General features: G+C 42.6%; 17 protein-coding genes. 9 read left to right on the top strand and 8 right to left on the bottom strand.

What is annotated here, in order from left to right:
* Positions 1 to 18 precede the first annotated feature (18 nt).
* Genes AC1DUD_RS08225 through AC1DUD_RS08205 form a run of 5 tightly spaced genes read right to left on the bottom strand, consistent with a single transcriptional unit; the run spans position 19 to position 6217 of the window.
* Positions 19 to 1284, bottom strand: coding sequence for an O-antigen ligase family protein (locus AC1DUD_RS08225; RefSeq protein WP_477373459.1), 1266 nt, complete (start codon positions 1282 to 1284; stop codon positions 19 to 21).
* The gene (locus AC1DUD_RS08220; RefSeq protein WP_477373457.1) at positions 1262 to 2386 is read right to left on the bottom strand and encodes a DUF1972 domain-containing protein; all 1125 of its coding nucleotides are present in this window, start codon (positions 2384 to 2386) and stop codon (positions 1262 to 1264) included. The genes AC1DUD_RS08225 and AC1DUD_RS08220 overlap by 23 nt, the downstream gene beginning before the upstream one ends.
* Positions 2325 to 3527 carry a glycosyltransferase family 4 protein gene (locus tag AC1DUD_RS08215; RefSeq protein WP_477373455.1) on the bottom strand — a complete coding sequence of 401 codons (1203 nt, stop codon included), beginning with the start codon at positions 3525 to 3527 and terminating at the stop codon, positions 2325 to 2327. The genes AC1DUD_RS08220 and AC1DUD_RS08215 overlap by 62 nt, the downstream gene beginning before the upstream one ends.
* A complete protein-coding gene (locus tag AC1DUD_RS08210; protein WP_477373453.1) occupies positions 3517 to 4536 on the bottom strand; it encodes a glycosyltransferase in 1020 nt (339 codons plus the stop codon). The genes AC1DUD_RS08215 and AC1DUD_RS08210 overlap by 11 nt, the downstream gene beginning before the upstream one ends.
* A complete protein-coding gene (locus AC1DUD_RS08205) occupies positions 4529 to 6217 on the bottom strand; it encodes a hypothetical protein (protein ID WP_477373451.1) in 1689 nt (562 codons plus the stop codon). Before AC1DUD_RS08205 ends, AC1DUD_RS08210 begins: the two co-directional genes overlap by 8 nt.
* A 203-nt stretch (positions 6218 to 6420) precedes the next feature.
* Here AC1DUD_RS08205 and AC1DUD_RS08200 point away from each other — a divergent pair, with 203 nt between their 5' ends.
* Both AC1DUD_RS08200 and AC1DUD_RS08195 read left to right on the top strand, forming a co-directional pair.
* Positions 6421 to 7833 carry a lipid II flippase MurJ gene (locus tag AC1DUD_RS08200; protein WP_477373449.1) on the top strand — a complete coding sequence of 471 codons (1413 nt, stop codon included), beginning with the start codon at positions 6421 to 6423 and terminating at the stop codon, positions 7831 to 7833.
* Positions 7830 to 9038, top strand: a complete 1209-nt coding sequence (locus AC1DUD_RS08195) for a glycosyltransferase family 4 protein (protein WP_477373447.1) — start codon at positions 7830 to 7832, stop codon at positions 9036 to 9038. The genes AC1DUD_RS08200 and AC1DUD_RS08195 overlap by 4 nt, the downstream gene beginning before the upstream one ends.
* Here AC1DUD_RS08195 and AC1DUD_RS08190 read toward each other — a convergent pair.
* Positions 9035 to 9835 (bottom strand): glycosyltransferase family 2 protein, encoded by an 801-nt coding sequence (locus tag AC1DUD_RS08190; RefSeq protein ID WP_477373445.1) that lies wholly within the window; start codon positions 9833 to 9835, stop codon positions 9035 to 9037. The genes AC1DUD_RS08195 and AC1DUD_RS08190 overlap by 4 nt on opposite strands.
* A 114-nt stretch (positions 9836 to 9949) precedes the next feature.
* On the bottom strand, positions 9950 to 10126 hold the full coding sequence (locus AC1DUD_RS08185) for a hypothetical protein (protein ID WP_477373443.1): 177 nt from the start codon (positions 10124 to 10126) through the stop codon (positions 9950 to 9952).
* A 303-nt stretch (positions 10127 to 10429) separates the two neighbouring features.
* Here AC1DUD_RS08185 and AC1DUD_RS08180 point away from each other — a divergent pair, with 303 nt between their 5' ends.
* The 5 genes from AC1DUD_RS08180 (at position 10430) to AC1DUD_RS08160 (ending at position 16918) form a co-directional block, all read left to right on the top strand.
* Positions 10430 to 11077, top strand: a complete 648-nt coding sequence (locus AC1DUD_RS08180) for an RNA polymerase sigma factor (RefSeq protein ID WP_477373441.1) — start codon at positions 10430 to 10432, stop codon at positions 11075 to 11077.
* The gene (locus tag AC1DUD_RS08175) at positions 11074 to 12381 is read left to right on the top strand and encodes a hypothetical protein (protein WP_477373439.1); all 1308 of its coding nucleotides are present in this window, start codon (positions 11074 to 11076) and stop codon (positions 12379 to 12381) included. The genes AC1DUD_RS08180 and AC1DUD_RS08175 overlap by 4 nt, the downstream gene beginning before the upstream one ends.
* A 48-nt stretch (positions 12382 to 12429) precedes the next feature.
* Positions 12430 to 13788 carry a hypothetical protein gene (locus AC1DUD_RS08170; RefSeq protein ID WP_477373437.1) on the top strand — a complete coding sequence of 453 codons (1359 nt, stop codon included), beginning with the start codon at positions 12430 to 12432 and terminating at the stop codon, positions 13786 to 13788.
* 463 nt (positions 13789 to 14251) lie between these two features.
* Positions 14252 to 16462 (top strand): outer membrane protein assembly factor BamB family protein, encoded by a 2211-nt coding sequence (locus tag AC1DUD_RS08165; RefSeq protein ID WP_477373435.1) that lies wholly within the window; start codon positions 14252 to 14254, stop codon positions 16460 to 16462.
* A gap of 9 nt (positions 16463 to 16471) precedes the next feature.
* Positions 16472 to 16918, top strand: a complete 447-nt coding sequence (locus AC1DUD_RS08160) for a hypothetical protein (RefSeq protein WP_477373433.1) — start codon at positions 16472 to 16474, stop codon at positions 16916 to 16918.
* A gap of 161 nt (positions 16919 to 17079) precedes the next feature.
* Here AC1DUD_RS08160 and AC1DUD_RS08155 read toward each other — a convergent pair whose 3' ends face one another.
* The gene (locus tag AC1DUD_RS08155; RefSeq protein WP_477373431.1) at positions 17080 to 18360 is read right to left on the bottom strand and encodes a hypothetical protein; all 1281 of its coding nucleotides are present in this window, start codon (positions 18358 to 18360) and stop codon (positions 17080 to 17082) included.
* 133 nt (positions 18361 to 18493) lie between these two features.
* Here AC1DUD_RS08155 and AC1DUD_RS08150 point away from each other — a divergent pair, with 133 nt between their 5' ends.
* Positions 18494 to 19144: a hypothetical protein gene (locus AC1DUD_RS08150; protein ID WP_477373429.1), complete on the top strand. Its 651-nt coding sequence runs from the start codon at positions 18494 to 18496 to the stop codon at positions 19142 to 19144.
* 16 nt (positions 19145 to 19160) lie between these two features.
* A complete protein-coding gene (locus AC1DUD_RS08145) occupies positions 19161 to 19808 on the top strand; it encodes a LamG-like jellyroll fold domain-containing protein (RefSeq protein ID WP_477373427.1) in 648 nt (215 codons plus the stop codon).
* The last annotated feature ends 4 nt before the right edge of the window (positions 19809 to 19812 follow it).

Raw genomic sequence — 19812 nt, 5'->3', positions numbered from 1 at the left:
TGCCTGTGAATAAACTAATTACACAATATTTTTGACCGGGTTTTCAGCCGACTGCGAGTCTGTGGAAAATATTAGTAATGAGAAAAATACGCTATAAAAAAAGATGCCTTTATCCACATCTAAAAAATTTTCGGATAAGGAAACGGAGGTTATAATTACCATAAAAGCCATCAGTAATAAGTCGCGTTTTGCAATGGCAGTCCTGATCCCAACAGTAAGCACAAACAGGTATATCAACAGGCCAATAATTCCCGACTTAATGAATAAACTAATGAACTGGTTATGCGCATTTAAACCTGCCAGGTATGACCGGTAAAACTGATGATCAAAGAATGGATCTTTCAACAAGCCAATCTCAGTACCTGCGCCATGTCCTATAACCGGCGATTGGGCAGCAACACCAATAGCCACACCCCAGCGCGACAGCCGCGGATCGGTAAGCTCTGCATCAGTTGATTGGCTCAGGTCTTTTTTTAGCTCGGTTACGTAACGTTCTTTAAAAGTATCCCTGGTATAAATTCCGACCATTACTGCAATAAATAATGATGCACTAACAACTATGAACCTGAAACGGCTGCGCCCTTTAAGCATGAACCATGGCAGCGCGATATTAATAATAAGCAGCAAAGCGATAAAAATCGATTTTGAACTAAGCTGCAGGATCCCGAGGGCTAAAACACCACAGCAAATAAGCCAGCAAAGTTTATAAGCCTTTACCGTTTCCTTTACGAAAATATACAGCAGGTAAACCAGTGCTATAGCTATCTGCATGGAGAAAAATGTAGCATGAATGTCCAGCGGTTCAGAAAAGTTATGGTTCGTGAACGCGGGAGAAGCCAATGCTTTTATGGGCAGATGATAATATTTTATGGTAAAAATCGCCTTTAAAAAAAGATAGCTGATAGTGATGATGCAGCCCAATGAAAATACGAGCAAAAAATTATGCCGGTATTTTTTTACATCGAGCGGGTTAAAGCAAAAGATTAAAGGGATAAGTAAAATGGTAACCTGCCTGCCTAACTCTGTAAATGCCTGGGGCTTATTGGTACTGTAAATAACGCTAAACAGCGTTACAAAAAACACTGCCGACAAAGCAAAGTTAGTGCTTGTTAATATGGGCTTTATGTCAGCTCTGCGGATTTGTATAATAGTATGCAGGGCCAATCCTATTAAAAACAGGTGACTATAAAACAGATTAAACGGAAGGCTCAGCAGCAACAGCATCAGCAGGTAATAACTGATCCTGTTATTGAGCGTATCATCAGGCTTTAATAATTTCTCCATGTTGTTCCCTGTAGCATTCCATTATAAAATCCTCGTAATCGTTGATCACTACCTCCCAGCTAAACTGGTTTTGTATTTTGTGCAGATTGTTTTTCACCATTTCGCGTTCGATGTCTTTGCGCTGCACATTCTCAACCAGGTGTCGAACCTCAGTGGCATTATCAAAATAAAAAGCATCCGAGTTAAGCACCGATTTATTGAAAGGGTTATTGTGGGCGGCTATCAGGGCTTCGCTGGCCATGGCCTCAAGCAGGGATGGGTTAGTGCCCCCTACGCTATGCCCGTGGAAATACAGGTAGCTGTTGTTTTGCAGCGCGCGCACAACCGAATTGTCAAAGTTGGAGCCTTTAAACTGTATACGGTCGTCATTTTTAAATTTATGGGTGATGAATTTGCCGAAGCGGTTGCCGGTATCGCCTAAAACCATGAAACTTTTTTTCGATGAGCTGTTATTAAAACCTTCTAAAATAGTTTCGATATTGTTTTCGGGCTCCATGCGGGCCATCAGTAAAAAATAATCTTCCTTAAGCACCTCGCTTTTGTCAACTTGCTCACGTTCCTGTTCCGAAAAAAGATCGGCGCCGTAAGGAATATAACGACTGTCGACCTCGTACTTATCCTTCAGGTACGACCTGATCACCCTCGAGTCGGAAATATAATACTGGCTGTGTTTCACGGCCAGTTTTTCGGCGTATTTCAGGAACTTTTGTACCGGTTTCGAATATTTGGAGCGTTTCCACTCCAAGCCATCCATATTGGTAATGATGACGCTGTTGGGCGGGTAAAGGTGGCCCCAAACCGAGCTGCTGGTATACCCCATAAGCAGTACCACATCAAACTTGCGTTTCCGGGCATCCATAAGGCAGTTAAAATCATAGGCAAACTGCCCGGCAGTACCTACCAGGTATTCCGGATCGTAGCAGTGTACAATGTTAACGCCATTCCAGGTGTCGGCTTTGTAAGGGTGGTTGTGCGAATTGTAAACTGTAACTGAGTGCCCTTTTTTTACCAATCCGGCAGATACATATTCGGAGATATGCTCAAACCCGCCATAATAGTTCGGGATGCCCCTTGTGCCTAAGATCGCTATTTTTAGTTTCATGACAATGAAAGTTTGCTTGTAACAAGTTGTAAAATATGATGGCGCTTTTTTGCCAGTGATATTGCTGTTCAACGTGGCGTGATACTTGGCTGGTAAAAGTATAACCGGGAGGTTGCTGGGCGGTAAGTGCCAGCTTTTGCTCAAAATCGGCATGGTTGGCCGGGTTAAAGGTATATGGCGCAAAAAAGCTAAAGTTTTTCATAGCCGTTTCTGATGAGCATAACACAGGTGCCCCGCAAATGGCGGCTTCCAGCGGTGGAATGCCGAAGCCTTCGGCTTTTGAAGGATATACAAACAGTTTACAGGCCCGGTAAAAAGCGGCCAGATCGGCCTGCTCGGCCTGTGGTATCCACCTAAAAAATTGCTTTTGCTCTGGCGTTAAATTTTTGATGAGCTTAGCTAACCCCGGTGTTTTTATTGATGCTTTACCGATGAACACCAGGCCGGTACCTTGTTCATATAGTTTCAGTTTTAAATACTTCTGTAGTACTAAAAGGTGATTTTTGCGAGGTTCAATACGGCTGATGTACAGGATGAAATTCCTGATCCCGAATTTTTCTGCTACCCAGTCTTCGGCTTCCTGCTTTGAGGACTGGTATTGCAGCAATGAATTACTTACCCCGTTTTGGATGATGTGTACTTCATCTTTAGGGATCTGGTAATAATCGCAGATACGGTTTTTTGAATAATCTGATACCGTAGTTTTGATATCGGCATTTTTAATACTGCGGCCAAAAAGATAATTGCGCGGTACGCTGAACAGGATAGGAAAATCCTTCCTGAAATCATTAAAAAGCATATCATGCATGGTTACAATGTACCTGCAACCCGCTATTTTTTTAGGGCTGATATACTGAAAGTGTGCAAAATCAAACCGGTATTTTTTGATGTAAGCCGGGATATCGAAAATGAACCGCAGAACGTTAACTCCCCGGTTTTTATAAGGCAATATGTTTTGCGGCGGTAACAACGGAAACTGCTTGCGGATATTTTCTGTATCGCGGGCACCGATGTAGATATCTATATCAGGGCACTCGGCAAGCAGGTGGTTATATAACTCACGTATAAAGGTTTGCGCCCCCTGAAATTCTTTATCAAAGGAGTGTGCATCAACAAATAGTTTTATCCTTTTAGCTGCCATAGTTCAACTCCTTTTGATTTAAAACAGTGGCCGGCAATTCGGGCCCGGTTAGACGGAAATTACCTTTGCCCAGCTGATATAGCCTGAGCAGTGTGCGCTCAGGCAAGAATGACATCAGCAGTAAAAAATAATTTTTGATATGCAGCGGACTGATGGACAATGTTTTGATCAGGTTTTTTCTTGCTTTTTCCGGTTGATAGTTATTCCATAAGTATTTTTTAGCAAGCAGGGCATGATAAGCCCCTTTTTTGATACGCGGCGATAATTGTTTGATACCGATCTCGGATAATTGCTTTCCTTCGGCTTCGGTAATGCTCAATTTGCGCAGGGTACTGTACTTGATCTGCCTGAACTTACCTGTGCGCCATTTTTCATCAATGGTAATAGATTCAGCATTAAGCCTTACTTTGATGAGCGGCTGATTAAGGTTAAAAGCCTTTTCATGCTTCAGGATGCCCGCCCACAGAAAATGATCTTCAAAAGTATAGGCAAGTTCGTTGTAGCCCCCTGCGTTTAAAACAGCATCGCGTTTGTAAAATACGCTGGAATGAATGAAAGGGCAAATCTTGTAGCTCAGCTGCCTGATCTCGTTATGGCTTAGAGCATCGGGCTGCCAGGTAAATATGAGGTCGCCCTGAACATCGGTATAATCAACTCCCGAGCCGATGATGCTGTAATAGGGATGCGAAGTGATAAAATCATATTGAACCTGTAAACGGTACGAATAACATACATCGTCGGCATCAAAACGGGCGATATAGGGAGCGCGGGCATGGCGCAAACCATTATTAAGGGCTGCTGCTACGCCTTTATTCTGTTGGTTTAAAACCACTATCCGTTCATCGTTAAATGACTGGATGATATCAAGTGTATTATCAGTTGAGCCGTCATTTATAATGAGCAGTTCAAAATCGGTAAAGGTTTGTTCAAGTACCGATGTAATGGCTTCGCGGATATATTTGCCGGCATTATAAGCAGGCATTAAAACAGTAATTTCGGGGCTATGCATATGCAAGTTCCTCCGGCACCGTAGTTTCTGTTTTCAAGTTGGATGTAGTAGTTTCTTTTATGTTGAGAAATAGCATCAGTTCAAAAAACACCAGTGCAGACAGTTGCTCAAACCAGTAATCAAGGAAAAACAGGCCTGCTACCATCATCAGTATAGGCAAACCATAACTAAGTTTTTTATAATGCCGGGCAAAAAAGCCTAAGTAAAATATAAGCAGCGCAAGCAGGCCGAGGATACCGTATTCGCTCAGCATTTGGTCGTAAGTGGAGTAGGGGTTGTTGCGTACCGAACGGAACTCGGCATTCTTGCTGAAGAAGCTCAGGTACAGATCCAGGTGGTTACGCATGAACGCCGGGTTGATATAGACGTATTTTGACGGATAATCGCCCCTGATGCCGGCACCAACGGCCCTGAAAGCTATTTTGGATGAGAAGTTTCCGGGGCCTAAACCGGCTATGCTTTGCAGTGGGTGACCGGTAAAGTAATTATAGGTTTGTATAGCACCGGTAATTTTCCCCGGTAGGGTAGGCCTGAACGGTTCAACCCGGCAAAGCGGAAATTGAGCCCGGTGAGCAGCAATACAATCAATCAATTGTTGCCTGTCGGGGGTTATTTCGCCGATGTTATAATATTCGGAAAAATGGGTATTAGGCTCGGGAATGTACAACCGGCCGTCATCGGTAAGCGGAAGGGTTTTAATCTTTTTATCGAGGTTGCTTAATTTTTCCTGCCTGGCTTTTATGGTGCTCAGGCTATCCAGGTAGTTTTGAGCAAATTTTCTTCTCTGCTCATCCCGGGTTATCATTTGTTTGTCAGGCTTGACTGTTGTTGCCTGCACTGCTGTCTGATCCTTTTTTTCAACACGGTTTTCGCGCAGGGCGCTTGCAGTAACTTCGTTGAGATACTTTCCGTTTTGCGGCGATATTTTGGCCATAGAAATGATGTATATCATCAATGCCACCACGATCATACTTTTTTGATTGCGCGTGGTTTTAATAACGAAGATGAAAGCGAGGATAAGCAGGGACAAAATGCTGATCAGGTTACTATACGTGAGCACCAATGTGCTCATGCACAGGATCATCATCGGCAGATTCTGCTTATAAATAAAGTAAAACACACCGAAGGCACAGAGAACAGCATTGGTTGAAGAAAGATCAAAGCTGATGCCCATAATATCATCGCCGGTATTGATAAAGTAACGCTGATGCATCCCCATAAAAGCATAAGGATTGATGCTTTTGATTGTCCACATGATGTGCACCAGGTTACCCGCCGAAAACACTGCGTTTATGATAAAGAAGATGATCAGCGTATGATGAATGGTTTCGGTATCTGTTTTATCAACCATCAGCTTAACCTGGTGAATGGCCAGCAGAGCCAGCGCCCAGCATACTAACGCCCAGCCAAAAACTGGTAAATAATAAAAGTTAGCAAAACTTTGGTTGACGAGTGCCGCGACAATAGCTATCGGAAAAACGAGCAGATAAAACAGAGGCAGCCTGGAATTACGCAGCTTAAAGCCAAATTTGAAATTAAACTGGCTTATATAAATGAAAAGCAGGGCTACTATCTTAAATGGAATCCGGACATTGATAAATAGCAGCAGGAAGATCAGCAGTCGCCAATCGGCATAGGTTTTCCATTTCCTAAAGTCAAAACGCGGCAAGCTGATTGTCATTATTGCTCTTGTATTTATTGATGTTCATCCCCGGTTTTGCAGACCCGATAGTGATTGTTTTGTTTAAATAGGTTACGTGCCAAAAAATGGAATGGTTGCCTCGTTATTATGCCGATATATGCAGATATTTAACCGGCATATAAAATGCTACAGGCAACCGGCCGGTAAAAACAGGAGTATAAGGGTATAAACAACATACAGCGTTGCTCAGGAGTAAAGCGTTCATTAGGTTTTTTTCATCAGGTTTGCAGGCACTTGCCCTGCAGGTGCTTGGCAGTATCTTTTTTTATGTTATTTCTGTTTACCTGAGCAAGGACAGCTTTGGCGCCATAAGCTGGATGAACGCCTTGTCCATATTTATTACTGCCATACTTGGTTTTGGGTTGGAGCAGGTGGTGATCAGGCGTATAGCAGCCTCGCAACGATCGGACTGGGCGGCGGCGGCATTTCTGTTTCATTCGCTTACGGCCTTTGTTGCAACGCTCGTTGTGTTGTGGTTGTTGAGTTTAATACTTCGTGGTGATATTTACCAGTTGCTGCCCTGGTTTTTTATAGCCCAGGGGCTGCTTTTTCTGGGTATTCCGTTAAAGCAGTTTTTAAATGCCAAAGAAAAATTTACACCCTATGGTGTCATCGCTATTATAAGCAACAGTTTGCGGGTTTGCGGTGCGTTTTATCTTGTGGCTGTTCATCAATTGCAGGTTCATTCCATCATTATGGTAATGATTTGTACCGCCGGGGGGGAATTTATAGCACTGCTCATTTACGTTATTACGAAAACAGGTTTTAGTTTTAAGTTTCGTTTTCAGGCGTATAAAAAACTGCTTAAGGAAGCGACTGCACAGTATGTATCCGTAATATTTGATATGAGCCTATCACGGATGGACTGGCTGCTGCTGGGCTTTATGGCAAGCAAATCCGTTTTGGCCGACTATAGCTTTGCCTACCGCGCTTACGAACTTTCGCGACTGCCTATGCTTATTATAGCTCCGGTTATTTTACCACGCTTATCAAGGCTAATGGGCTCGAAGCCTTCCAATAAATTGCAGGAGCAGATAAATTCATTTAATACTGCCGAACTGTTGTTGGCGATGTTACTTCCGCTTATTTTTAATATACTCTGGACGCCGGTAGTTGGTATGATAACGGGCGGCAAATACGGTGCTACCAATGCTACTGAGTTTTTGATACTATCATTATGTATCCCTTTGCAGTTTTTTATTAACCTGCTTTGGTCAATAAGTTTTAGTGTTAAAAAATATAAGGCTGTATCATCTGTTACGGTAACCTGTGCCATAACAAATATTGCCCTTAACTTGATATTAATTCCATTGTTTAATGGTAGTGGTTCGGCTGTGGCGTTTTTAATTACCAATATTTTACAGGCTGTACTTTATTACCGGTTGGTAAATAAACATGTTATGCATATCAGCTTACGCCCGTTTATAATATTGCTCCCGGCTGCTTTAGGCGGCTGGTTTATTGCCTCGTCAATAAACATTCATTTTTTGTTGAGGCTTTTATTAGGGATAGCTTTTTATCTGGTAATCGCAGTGATATCAAAGCAATTGAGCAGGCATACTATTCAAAACAGTAAACAATTCTTAGCGCAATGAATATTTTATACCTGTGCGATGAATATCCTCCCGGGCCGCATGGCGGTATAGGTACCTATGTACAGCTTATTGCCCGTCAAATGGTAAAGTTGGGGCATAAGGTAGTTGTTGCCGGTTTGTATAGCCGCGGGTATGGAGGCGCTGATGAATTTGAGGATGAAGGTGTACATGTTTTCAGGTACCGCTGGGGCATTGATGGCAGATGGTTTGAAAATCAGCACTCTCTGAGCGTTCGGCTAATTAACAGGGTATTGCTGGATGCCGGTATAACCCAATGGGATATAAAAAGACGCCTTGCTGCCTATCAAAAAGAACTGGAGCATATTATTACCTCCGGGCAAATCGATATTATTGAAATGCCTGATTATAATGATTACATCAGGTTTTGTAGTTCATATGTACCATTTCCTGAATTATCCGTTCCGGTGGTTGTTAAATTGAACGGCTCCATTACTTACTTCAATGCAGAGGCGGGAAAACCGGTTGCACAGCATGTTTTGAAAATGGAACAGCATATTTTAAATCGAGCAGCAGCCGTAAGCAGTGCGAGCGCCTATACTGCCGGTAAAAGTGCCGGCTATTTGTCGTACAACAAATTCATTAAGGTATTGTACAATGGTATCGATACAAATATCGCCCTTGAAAGTAATGCAGTGCGCAATAATAAGCAGGTGGTGTTTACAGGCAGCCTTGTCCAAAAGAAAGGTGTTTTTCAGTTGGCAAAGGCCTGGAATATAGTTGTAAAGGAGATACCGGATGCGCTGTTACTGATACTCGGTAAAGGCGTGATAGGCAAGGTAGCTGCCTATTTGCAGGAGCATGCAAAAAACAGCGTTACGTTTAAAGGTCATGTTAACAAGGATGAACTCTATACCTGTTTAGCTCATTCGGCAGTTGCTGTATTTCCCTCGTATGCGGAAGCCTTTGCCCTCGCGCCATTAGAGGCTATGGCCTGCGGAATAGCTGTGATCAATTCAAACCGGACATCCGGCCCCGAACTGATTGATGATGGTGTTAACGGATTGCTGGTAGATCCTGATAATGTTAAGCAATTAGCATCTGCAATTATTAGCCTACTTAATGAACCCGAAAAAATGCAACAACTTGCTTTGGCTGGTAATGAAAAGGTAAAACAACGTTTTGATATCGGTATAGTGGCGAGGCAGGCGCTGCAATTTTATCAGGAGGTTTTGACAAATGGTTAAACCTGCTCTATAATCAGTTCCTTATGATAGGTGTTTTGTTTTTGGGGCAGATCTTTAAATTGTTTCAAATAAAGATACTTGAGGCGTGTATTTTTATAAATAACACGTGCTATCGCCAGTCCTTCGGCCCCATCCCAAAAACCGAGCCTAATAATGTAATTGCGCAAAAAGCCAAAAGCGGGCGAGAAGTATAGTTTGACAAATGTTGCCTTTTTACCGGCTTTATAATATTTGGCTGCACTTAGCTGCGCATAATGAACAGCTTTACGTTTAAAGTCATCAATATCGGTTACGGAGTGGTGGTGAATATAACCCGCTATACTTTTAACTTCTGCATTGTGAGGTAAAAGCAATGTTTCGTGTACTTCAGTTTCGCCCCATTTTACTACTGAACGGTTAAATAAACGCAGGTGATGATCGTTTCCCCAATTTCCAAAACGGATCAGTTTTTTTCCAAAATACGATTTGAATTTGATGTCGTAAACCACATTAGGTTTATCAAAGTTTAAATGATGAAGTGATTCAATAAGCTCCAGATCCGGTACTTCATCGGCATCAATACTTAAGATCCAATTATAGCGGGCCTGGGCTATGCCTTTATTTTTGTTTGCGCCATACCCGTTCCAGCTTTTTTGAAATACCCTGCAGCCATAACGGGAGGCTATGAGCGGAGTACCGTCGGTACTGTCATTATCAATCACAACAACATCATCGGTAATTAAGCAAGCCATTTTTATACAATCCTCAATTAAGGCGGCTTCGTTTTTAGTAATGATCACAACAGACAGCGGTACCATGCAGCAGTAGTATTAGTGGTATATATTATTAACGACTTTTTACGGTCCTTATATAAGATATATCGTGTATGTATTGCAGATGGTTGCCTTGAGGTGGATAAAGGCTTGAAAATATTACGGATTTTGTTTATTCCATCCTGTAACATTAATCAGTTTATCAGAAACGGCATTGCGGCAGGTTGCATTGGGACATAGGATGGTCCAGCGATCTTTGGTTTGTTCAATAACCGGACGGCGCCCGCATGTTTTACAATTGTTAACCGGGAAGTTTGGGTTTATTTCGATTTTCATACAAGGCTTTTAAAAACAGCCAGCGGTCTTATATTATATATGACATTACGCCAAAAATAGGTTTATCAGTTGCCTATGCAATCAAAAATATAATTATTTGCAAGGATTTTTTGAGGATGCGCTAACTTGTATTTTTTTTGTATAAATACATTTGATAAGTGTGAAAACGGAATGCGATTTTGCACACATGTGAGAAAAAGTGAAATTATTTTACACGGCAGGCAACCTTTTAATATTAGTTGCCGTGATGTGCGTAGATTAGGTTAAATTTATGCGTTGGATTCTGAGTTTATAAAACCCCATATGGGCGAAGAAGAGTTACATCAACTGATCAGTGGCTGCGTAAAGCAGGACAGAAAAAGTCAAAAAATGCTGTATAAGGCGTTTTATGGCTTTTCTATGGGTATTTGTCTCCGGTATGCGGGTAATCGCGACGAGGCTGCAGAAGTAATGAACCAGGGATTTATGAAGGTATTTACCCATATTGACAGGTTTGATACTTCCAGGCCTTTTAAGGCGTGGATTGGCCGTATCATGATGAATGTTTCCATTGATTATTACCGGGCTAATTTAAAAATGGCTTATACAGAGGACCTGGAGAAAGCGGAAAATGTGAGTGAGGGAGATCTGACCGATAAAAATTTAAATTATGAAGACCTGCTGACTATGGTACGGCAGTTGCCGCAAGCCTATCGTACAGTATTTAATCTCTTTGCGATCGACGGATACTCGCACGAGGAAATAGGTGAAATGTTAAATATTAATCCGGGTACGTCAAAATCAAACCTGCATAAAGCACGACAGAAACTAAAACAAATGATATTAAAAGCAGAGGAAACTGCTAATAAAACCAATTACAACAGGGGTATGGATTTTAACCCAATTGTGGCCTATAATGGCATAGGCATAGATGTAAGGAGTACTTTTTTTAATAATGGTATCAGAGGATGAAAAGCGAAGAGGATTTAGATAACATTTTTAAAAAGGGGCTTGAAGACCCGGCGAATCATCGTGCGTTTAACGAGGATGACTGGGATGCGCTTGAGCAAATGCTTGATAAGGGTAAAAAACGCCGTGGAATTGTTTACTGGTTGCCAATTGCAAGCGGGATTGCAGCTATGTTGCTGTTGTTTTTAGGATGGTGGCTTTTTAAACCCAATGTAAAAGATGATAATGCAACTGGCCAGCAACAGGTTAAAGTTAAACCTGCTGCGCCTAAAACAAAGTCCGGAACAGGCGGCGCAGCCATACAGCAACCTCAAATTGATAGCATCCAAACAGCAACGCCAACAAACAACAATGTGGCAGCCAACGGTAATGCAGGCAACCATGTTAACATAGGGCGAACAATACTAACGCCATCTGCTGGTGGACCCCGCCGAAATATTGCCGGTGCAAATAAAGCAGATATTAATGACCGCGATACCATTATGCGACGCGATCCTGCCCTTATTGCAGGTATTGATCCGGCCAGTAATAGTAATAGTAATAGTAATAGTGCCGTTTCAAATTTACTGGCAGGCAAGGCGCTATCCCTTAGTATCCAACCAGTCTCTTCAGCAACACCTGATTTTAAAACAGAGATAGCCAGGCAGCCTGTTCCTTCGGCTACATCCAAACCTGGTAAAAAAATAACTAAACAAAGTTTTGGCTCCCGGCCACAATGGGCAATTACCGCTCTGGCTTCGTCTGATGTTAATGGTACAAGCTCTTTCCAGGGGAAGGTTGGCAGTAACTATGGTTTATTGCTTTCATTCGGCGCTACTAAAAAGTTGACTATTACAAGCGGTGTTGTGTATTCATCAAAACCTTATAATACAAGTTTTGCTAACTATGTTACAACATATAACTTTAAGCACGATCCAACTGATGTAACTGCCGATTGTAAAATGCTTGATATTCCTATCAATATTGGATATCAGATCTATGGTAATTTTCGTAACAAGTTATCGGTTGGTACAGGCCTGTCGTCATACCTGATGCTGCATGAAAAATATACTTATAACTATGCAGATGGCGCTAATAGTGATGCCTGGCCTCAAACTTACACCGTGCCAAACAGTAAAGGATATTTATTGAGCATTATCAATATCAACGCTACTTATGAGCATAAAATAAACTCAAACTTTGGTATAAGTGTTCAACCTTACATGAAAGTGCCAATTTCCGGGGTAGGATATTCCAATATCAAATTACAATCAACAGGTGTAGCCGTGGGGGTAACTTATAATATTAATTCGTTTAGGAAGCCTTAAACGGTTTTACCCAACTGTCCATAGAAGCTGTCATTCCCCGTATAACAAATGGAATTATTATCTTGCGCCACATTTACCCGCACAAGATCATTTGCCATGAAAAAACTACTGTTTTTTGCTCCCCTGTTATTGCTGTTTTCATGCGGGCACGACCCGGCGCAAAAGCTCGAAAATAAAAAACTGAACAGCCTTGCAGTTGAATACRTGAAACTTGGCCTTACAGTAGGGCAATATGACGGTGATTTTGTAGATGCTTACTACGGGCCCGATTCATTGAAACCTAAACAAGAACCGCTAAAAACTTTCCCCAAAGATAGTTTGCTGGCATCGGCGAACAGCCTGATGAATGACCTGCGTAATATTGCCAATACGTCAAAAATTGATACCAATAAGATCCGCGCTAACTGGATGGCCGATCAGCTGATTGCTTTTAGTCGCCGGATCCGGATTTTTTCGGGAGAGGAGAGGCCTTTTGATGAAGAATCGCGAGAGTTATTCGGTGTAGCCGCCCCTGTTTATACCGACGACTTTTTTAAAACACAGGTAGCCCTCCTTGATAGCATTTTGCCAGGCAAAGGCAACGTGAACGACCGGTTTCAAAAACTGGCCAATAAGTTTATTATCCCTAAAGATAAATTAGACCCTGTTATAAAAGCTGCAATAGCTGAAGCCCGCAAGCGTACGCTTGCCCACTACCAACTCCCGGCCGGCGAAACATTTACGCTGGAGTATGTGACCAATAAACCATGGTCGGGTTATAATTGGTATAAAGGAGGTTATAAAAGCACTGTACAGATCAATACAGATCTGAAGATATTTATTGATCGTGCCATTGATGTAGGCAGTCACGAAAGCTACCCGGGCCACCATGTTTACAACATGTTGCTCGAGAAAAACCTGTATCATGATAAAGGTTGGGTTGAGATCTCCTTGTACCCCCTGTTTAGCCCGCAGTCCCTTATCGCCGAAGGCAGTGCTAATTATGGTATTGAGGTAGCCTTCCCCGGCGATGATAAAATAAAGTTTGCCAAAAATGTATTGTTACCATTGGCTGGTTTGGATACAGCCGGTATTGATCTGTATTTCAAAGCCCTCGCCATAAAAGGCACATTAAACTATGCCCGTAATGAAGCTGCGAGAGGGCTTATCAATAATACCATGAGCCAGGATAAGGCGTTATCGTATCTCAAAAAATACTGCCTTATGAATGATGAAACGGCTCAAAAGTCCATCAGCTTTATAAAAAAATACCGCAGCTACGTTATCAACTACAATTACGGCCAGGACTTGGTGAAAAACTACATTGAATCAAACGGAGGTACAGCCAAAGCCCCTGCAAAGCGCTGGGAACTGTTTGGGAAATTGTTGAGCCAGGAAGTTGCACCGGTTAGTTTGGTGAAAAAGTAGAGACATATCACCTTCGTGATATTAAATCAATAATATATAAGAGGCTGTATCATAAATCAAATTGACCGCCGTTGGTGTTGTGTTACCTATGAATTGAAATTTAGCCGATAATATTTATACAAAAAGGGGGTTAACATATTTTCTGTATAAAAAACACTCAATATGTTGATTGTTAAATATATATGTGGATGTTAACCCTGAATTGTGTTAACCCTGTTAACCCCCTTTTGTTAGTAGAGTCAATCCAACCAAAACTATATATCGCGTAAGTATCTGGATAAGTCAAAAAAAAGCGGCTGATCATGATGACACATCCTCTTTCTGCTAATTGGTATACTTAGGTAAATGAAATGAATATTTTTAGAATAATTTTATTCATACATTTAGAGGGCATCATTACCCCAACAGCTTCATATTTGCTGGAATGATCTAAACCCAATTTAATACCAAAATTGCCTTATAAATGATTAAATCCCGGTACTTCATGGCCATGTGTTTGGTGGCAGGTATTTACGCGTCCTGTAAAAATCAGTATAACGATCAGAGCGACAAATATAGCAGCTGGCCGGCCTATGCAGGTTCAAAGGATGGCTTGCGGTACTCATCAAATCAGGAGATCACTTTAGATAATGTAAACAAGCTAAAAGTGATGTGGACTTTTAGCACTGGCGATAAGGATACGGCTAACCGTAGCCAAAACCAGTGTAATCCAATTATGGTTGATGGGATTTTGTATGGCACCAGCCCCAAGTTAAAACTGTTTGCCCTGAATGCCGCTACAGGTAAGCAAAAATGGCTGTTTGACCCTGCAAAAGACGACACTACTAATAATGGTGACCCAATGGCTTATTATAAAGTGAGCAGGGGAGTAATTTACTGGCAAAATGAAGAGGGTGGCGAAAAAAGGATTTTCTACAGCGTTGGCGCTAAAACCTGGGCTATTGATGCAGAAAACGGCACTCCGGTACGTTCATTTGGTAAAGGTGGATATCTTGATTTGACCAAGGATCTGGATAGGGATACCAAATCATTTGTAGCAGGTACTACACCGGGTGTTGTTTACAAAGATGTACTGATAGTGGGCGACCGTGTATCCGAATCGGCCGATGCCGCTCCAGGCCATGTGCGTGCCTATGATACCCGGACTGGCAAGCTCCGGTGGATTTTCCACACCATACCGCATCCCGGTGAAGTTGGCTATAATACCTGGGCGGATACAGCCGCTTACAAAAAGTTTGGCGGAGCTAACAACTGGGCAGGCATGGCTTTGGATGAGAAGCGGGGAATGGTGTATATCCCAACGGGCTCCATAGGTGGCGATTTTTATGGTGGCTTCAGAAAGGGGCAAAACCTGTTTGCCAATTCATTGCTGGCGCTTGACGCTACTACAGGCAAGTTGAAATGGTATTACCAATTTATACACCATGACCTTTGGGACCGTGATTTGCCCGCCAACCCTAACCTGATAACCATTGTTAAAGACGGTAAAAAGATAGATGCCGTAACCCAGATCACCAAACATGGCTATGTATTCATGTTCGATAGGGCTACCGGTAAACCCATATTCCCGATAGTGGAAACCCCTGTGCCAACAAAAGCCCTGCCCGGTGAAGAAGTTTGGCCTACGCAACCCTTCCCAACTTTACCGCAGCCCTTTGCCCGGCAAGCATTTAATCCCGAAGATGTTACGGACCGTACGCCAGAAGTTCACCAGGAAATGCTGGCTAAATATAACCAGGTAAAAAACCGCATTATGTTTACGCCGCCAAGTAAAGAGGGGGGATGGATCTTCCCAGGTTTTGACGGCGGAGGTGAGTGGGGCGGCGCAGCTGTTGACCCTGAAAGCCAGGTTTTATATGTAAACTGTTCAGAAATACCATGGGCACAGGTAATGATAGATGTTCCTAAAACCAATACTAATGATCATTCGGCGCTGGCATTGGGGCATGTAGTGTATAATACCAATTGCATTGGCTGTCACGGCGCCGAGCTGAAAGGAAACGGCACATCTTATCCATCGTTGGTAAACATCGGCAAAAAATACACTGCCGACCAGGTAAGCGGTATTATTGCCAGTGGCCGTAACATGATGCCGTCCTTTAAACAAATTTCGCCTGCAGACAAAAAGAACTTGCTGGCTTTCCTGCTCAAAATTCCGGAAGCCAAAGCCGCAAAAGAAATAGCCAAAGAACCAACCAGTGATCGTACAACCAGTTCGGCAGCGGAGAAGAAAATGGTTGATGAAATACCTTATGCTATGAATGGTTATAACCGCTTTTTAGATAAGGACGGCTATCCGGGCATAAAACCACCATGGGGTACGCTCAATGCTGTCGACCTTACATCTGGCAAACTGCTTTGGAAAGTACCGCTGGGTGAATTTGCCGAGTTAACCAAGAAAGGGATCCCGGTAACGGGTACAGAAAACTATGGTGGTCCACTGGTTACTAAAGGCGGCCTGGTGTTTATTGCGGCAACCAAGGATGAAAAGATCCGTGCGTTTGATAAACGTACCGGTAAGGTGGTTTGGGAAGCACCATTGCCCGCAGCTGGTTATGCTACCCCGGCAACCTATTCAATTGATGGTAAACAGTACGTTGTTATTGCCTGCGGCGGCGGAAAAATTGGAAGTAAGTCGGGAGATAGTTATGTTTGTTTTGGATTATCCGATTAACACCTCATTATGGATTTATTTGAAGCAGTTTTTGATTTATACGAGCAAATAAGGCTAAAGGCCGAAAATAATTTTCAGGACCTGATCAAATGCCAGTACACTCAGCAATGTTACAGCGATAACGGCGCGTTTTGTCTCGTACTGGAGATCTCTGTTTTAAAAAATATCTCCGATGATGATTATGGACTGGTATTTTCCATCAATGCCCAAACAGAGCCTAATCACCCCGATCATAAAAGTGATGCCAAAGGCATATTTTTAATTGCGGATGTACATCATGGCGATAATAAAGTGATCAGTAGTTTGGATCAGCTTGTTTTTGATCCGCAAAATGATGCTGAAGTAAGAGAGGCATATGCAAAAATTGAGCATTTTATTAAACCTTTTACTACAAGTGTGAGCGATTTGCTGGTACAGGGATATGATGTTAAAGTGGAAGATAATTCGGTAAATTAGGGTTCTTAAAACGGAGTCATTGCGAGGCACGAAGCAATCCCAAACTATACAGGGCGGACCTGCTAATCGGAGATTGCTTCGTGCCTCGCAATGACGATTTTTTAAGTCTTTTAAGCCCATCATGTAATACTAACAGTGGAACGCTTGAACTTGTCCGTTTTTTAAAACTGCTCCTCATAAACACCCCCTCCCGGTGTTTCCAGTTTATAGCTTTTAACCTGCCCTGGCCCTTCAAACTCAAACCGGATGCCTACAATGCGGCCCATGGTATGGGCTTGTTTAAATTCAAAAATTTGCTTGTTGTTGAGATAGATCCTCAGGAAATGATCTTTAACGCTGCACCTCAGGTTTTGAAACTGCGACATGTCTGTACCAAAGGCGCTCAGATCATGATCTTTACCGCCAACCCATTCTTCGCCGGTTAAAATACCCATATCGGCTATGCACCCTTTGTTTACTATGGGGATTACAATGGCAGTGCCATTGCCCAAAATGGTAAGATCGGCTTTGGCACAGGCCGATTGACCGGGCGTGGAGGTGTTGCGCAAAGTGCAATCCAGAGTAAAGTTATCGGCATTGATGCCCGGAAATTCGCGGATGTTGGCAAACTTTACCCAGGTATTGTTAAAAACAGGTGTCCCCAGCTTTTGTTGCATTAAATCAGCAGTGATCCCCATAAAGCCCTGCCCTTTAATTTCTTCGGACGAAAGATAAACAGGTATGGGCTGATGGTCAAGGATGCCTTTCCAGCCTTTGGTTTTGATAAACACCGATGTCGTTTTTTTTACATGTTTATCTACAATGAGCTTAGCAATAAAATAGCCCGGATCGTAATAAATTGAGGTAAACTGTTTGCCATCTCCTGGCACCTGCTCCCGGCGACTGGGATCCCACGACTGCTGGATAAAAACACTGTCGGATTGAAATGCCGAAACATCGTAATTAAACACCACGGAGTTGGGCAAATCATCCGAAACCTTTTTGTAGCTGAATTTTATGGAAGCCGGATCAACGGGTTTATTGCGTTTGCTGCTCATAAAAAACAAAGCGCCAAGCACCAGTAGTGCAGCACTGCCTAACCACACATACCGTAAGCGGGGTTTTGGGTGTGGGATCACCGGTGGGGGATTCAGGTCAATGCTTTCAACGGGTTGTTCAACCACGCCGTTAACCTGGTGATGCTGCCTGAAATCGCGCCAGCTGCTGTAGTCAAGGAAACTTGCAAGGGCGTTTAACGTTGCCGCGTTAGGGAAACTTTCGTAGCGTACTTTGCCCCAAATCCTTTTCAGGGTTGATACACTGAGCTGCACCCGTGTTTTATCAAAAATTTGCTGGCTTAGCTGCTCAAAGTCATCATTGCCCCAAATACTGCTATCGCCCCAGTTTAACATTTGCTCAATAAGCTGCCGGCATAGCAAAAGCAATTGTTTTTCCTTTTCCATTGATCTACAGGTAATAATGTGGTTTAAAAATCCCTAAAATGCTTTGAACAAACTTGAACTTAACTTGAAACGCCGCACACGCTTTATTGTAAAGGCAATTTGCAAGTTTTGATTAAAGTTAAAACCAAAAACCATGAACAACAAGATTTTATTGATTGCCATACTAAGCATGACGCTTGGCAGCAATTTTTGTTACAGTCAGCAGAAAAAAGTTACCTATGATATTAACCGCCTGCTCAAGGAAAATAAACTGATCAGGCCCTACACCCGCCAAACCGTTACAGAACTTACCGATGGCAGTAAGCAAGGCCTTACTTTGGATTATATCGTATGGCTTAAAGATGTAAACTTTAAAACAGGCACTATTGATATAGACCTGCGCGGGAAGGATGTTTTTCAGCAGAGTTTTTTAGGCATAGCCTTTCATGGAGTTGATACCACAACCAATGATGTTATTTATTTCCGCCCTTTTAATTTTCAGTCAACCGATACCCTGCGACGCAAACATTCGGTACAATACATGACTGCTCCGGATTTTCCCTGGGATAAGCTCCGGAAAGAACATCCCTTAGTTTATGAAAACGAGGTGAGCCCTTCCCCGCTGGCTACAGCCTGGTTCCATGCACGCATTGTGGTTAATGCCGATGATATTGTTGTATACGTTGACCATTCAGACAAACCATCGCTTACCGTAAAAAAACTGAACAACCGGCAGGGTGGGCTCATCGGCCTCTGGTCGTCCGGACTGCCCGGTGATTTTGCAAACCTTGTTATCACCCAATAATTATAAATCGATCATCATGAAAAAAATAATCTTAATGTTAGTACTGTTTGCGGCTGTGAAAACGCAGGCACAGCAAAAATACCAGGTGCATAACCTTTCGGTAGTAAACCCCAAACAATGGATCATCCCTAAAAACGATACGCTTGATTATGAACTGGGTACTTTTGATGGGCAAAAAGCGCTGCTCATCAGGCGGAAAATTCAAAACTACAAATCGGCCAGTTTAGCCTACAAACCCGGTTTAAATTTTAAAGACGGTATTATTGAAATGGATGTGGCCTGCACCAATCCCAAGGGCGGTTTTGTAGGCTTGGCTTTTCATATCCGGGATGCCCATCATTATGAAACGGTTTATTTCAGGCCGGGATCATCGGGCACTATCAACGCCATCCAGTATATGCCCGAAAAGAAAACCGAATTTAACTGGTGGGATTACGAGGCAACAAAGTACCAGGCTAAGGCTATAGTTCCGCTAAATAAGTGGTTCCATATTAAGGTAGTGGTACAGGGCAGTAAAATGGAGGTTTATGTAGATAATGCCGCAAAACCGGCCATGGTGTATACTGCGCTTGATCCATCATTAAAAAGCGGTGCGGTAGGTTACTGGCATGGCAACTGCCCAACAGGCGCGTATAAAAACCTTGTTGTAAAAGCTTTCAATTAAATAC

This window comes from Mucilaginibacter sp. P4_A11 (genome assembly GCF_056402535.1).
Note: the sequence above shows the minus strand (reverse complement) of the source record. Positions and strands in the feature narration are given on the sequence as shown.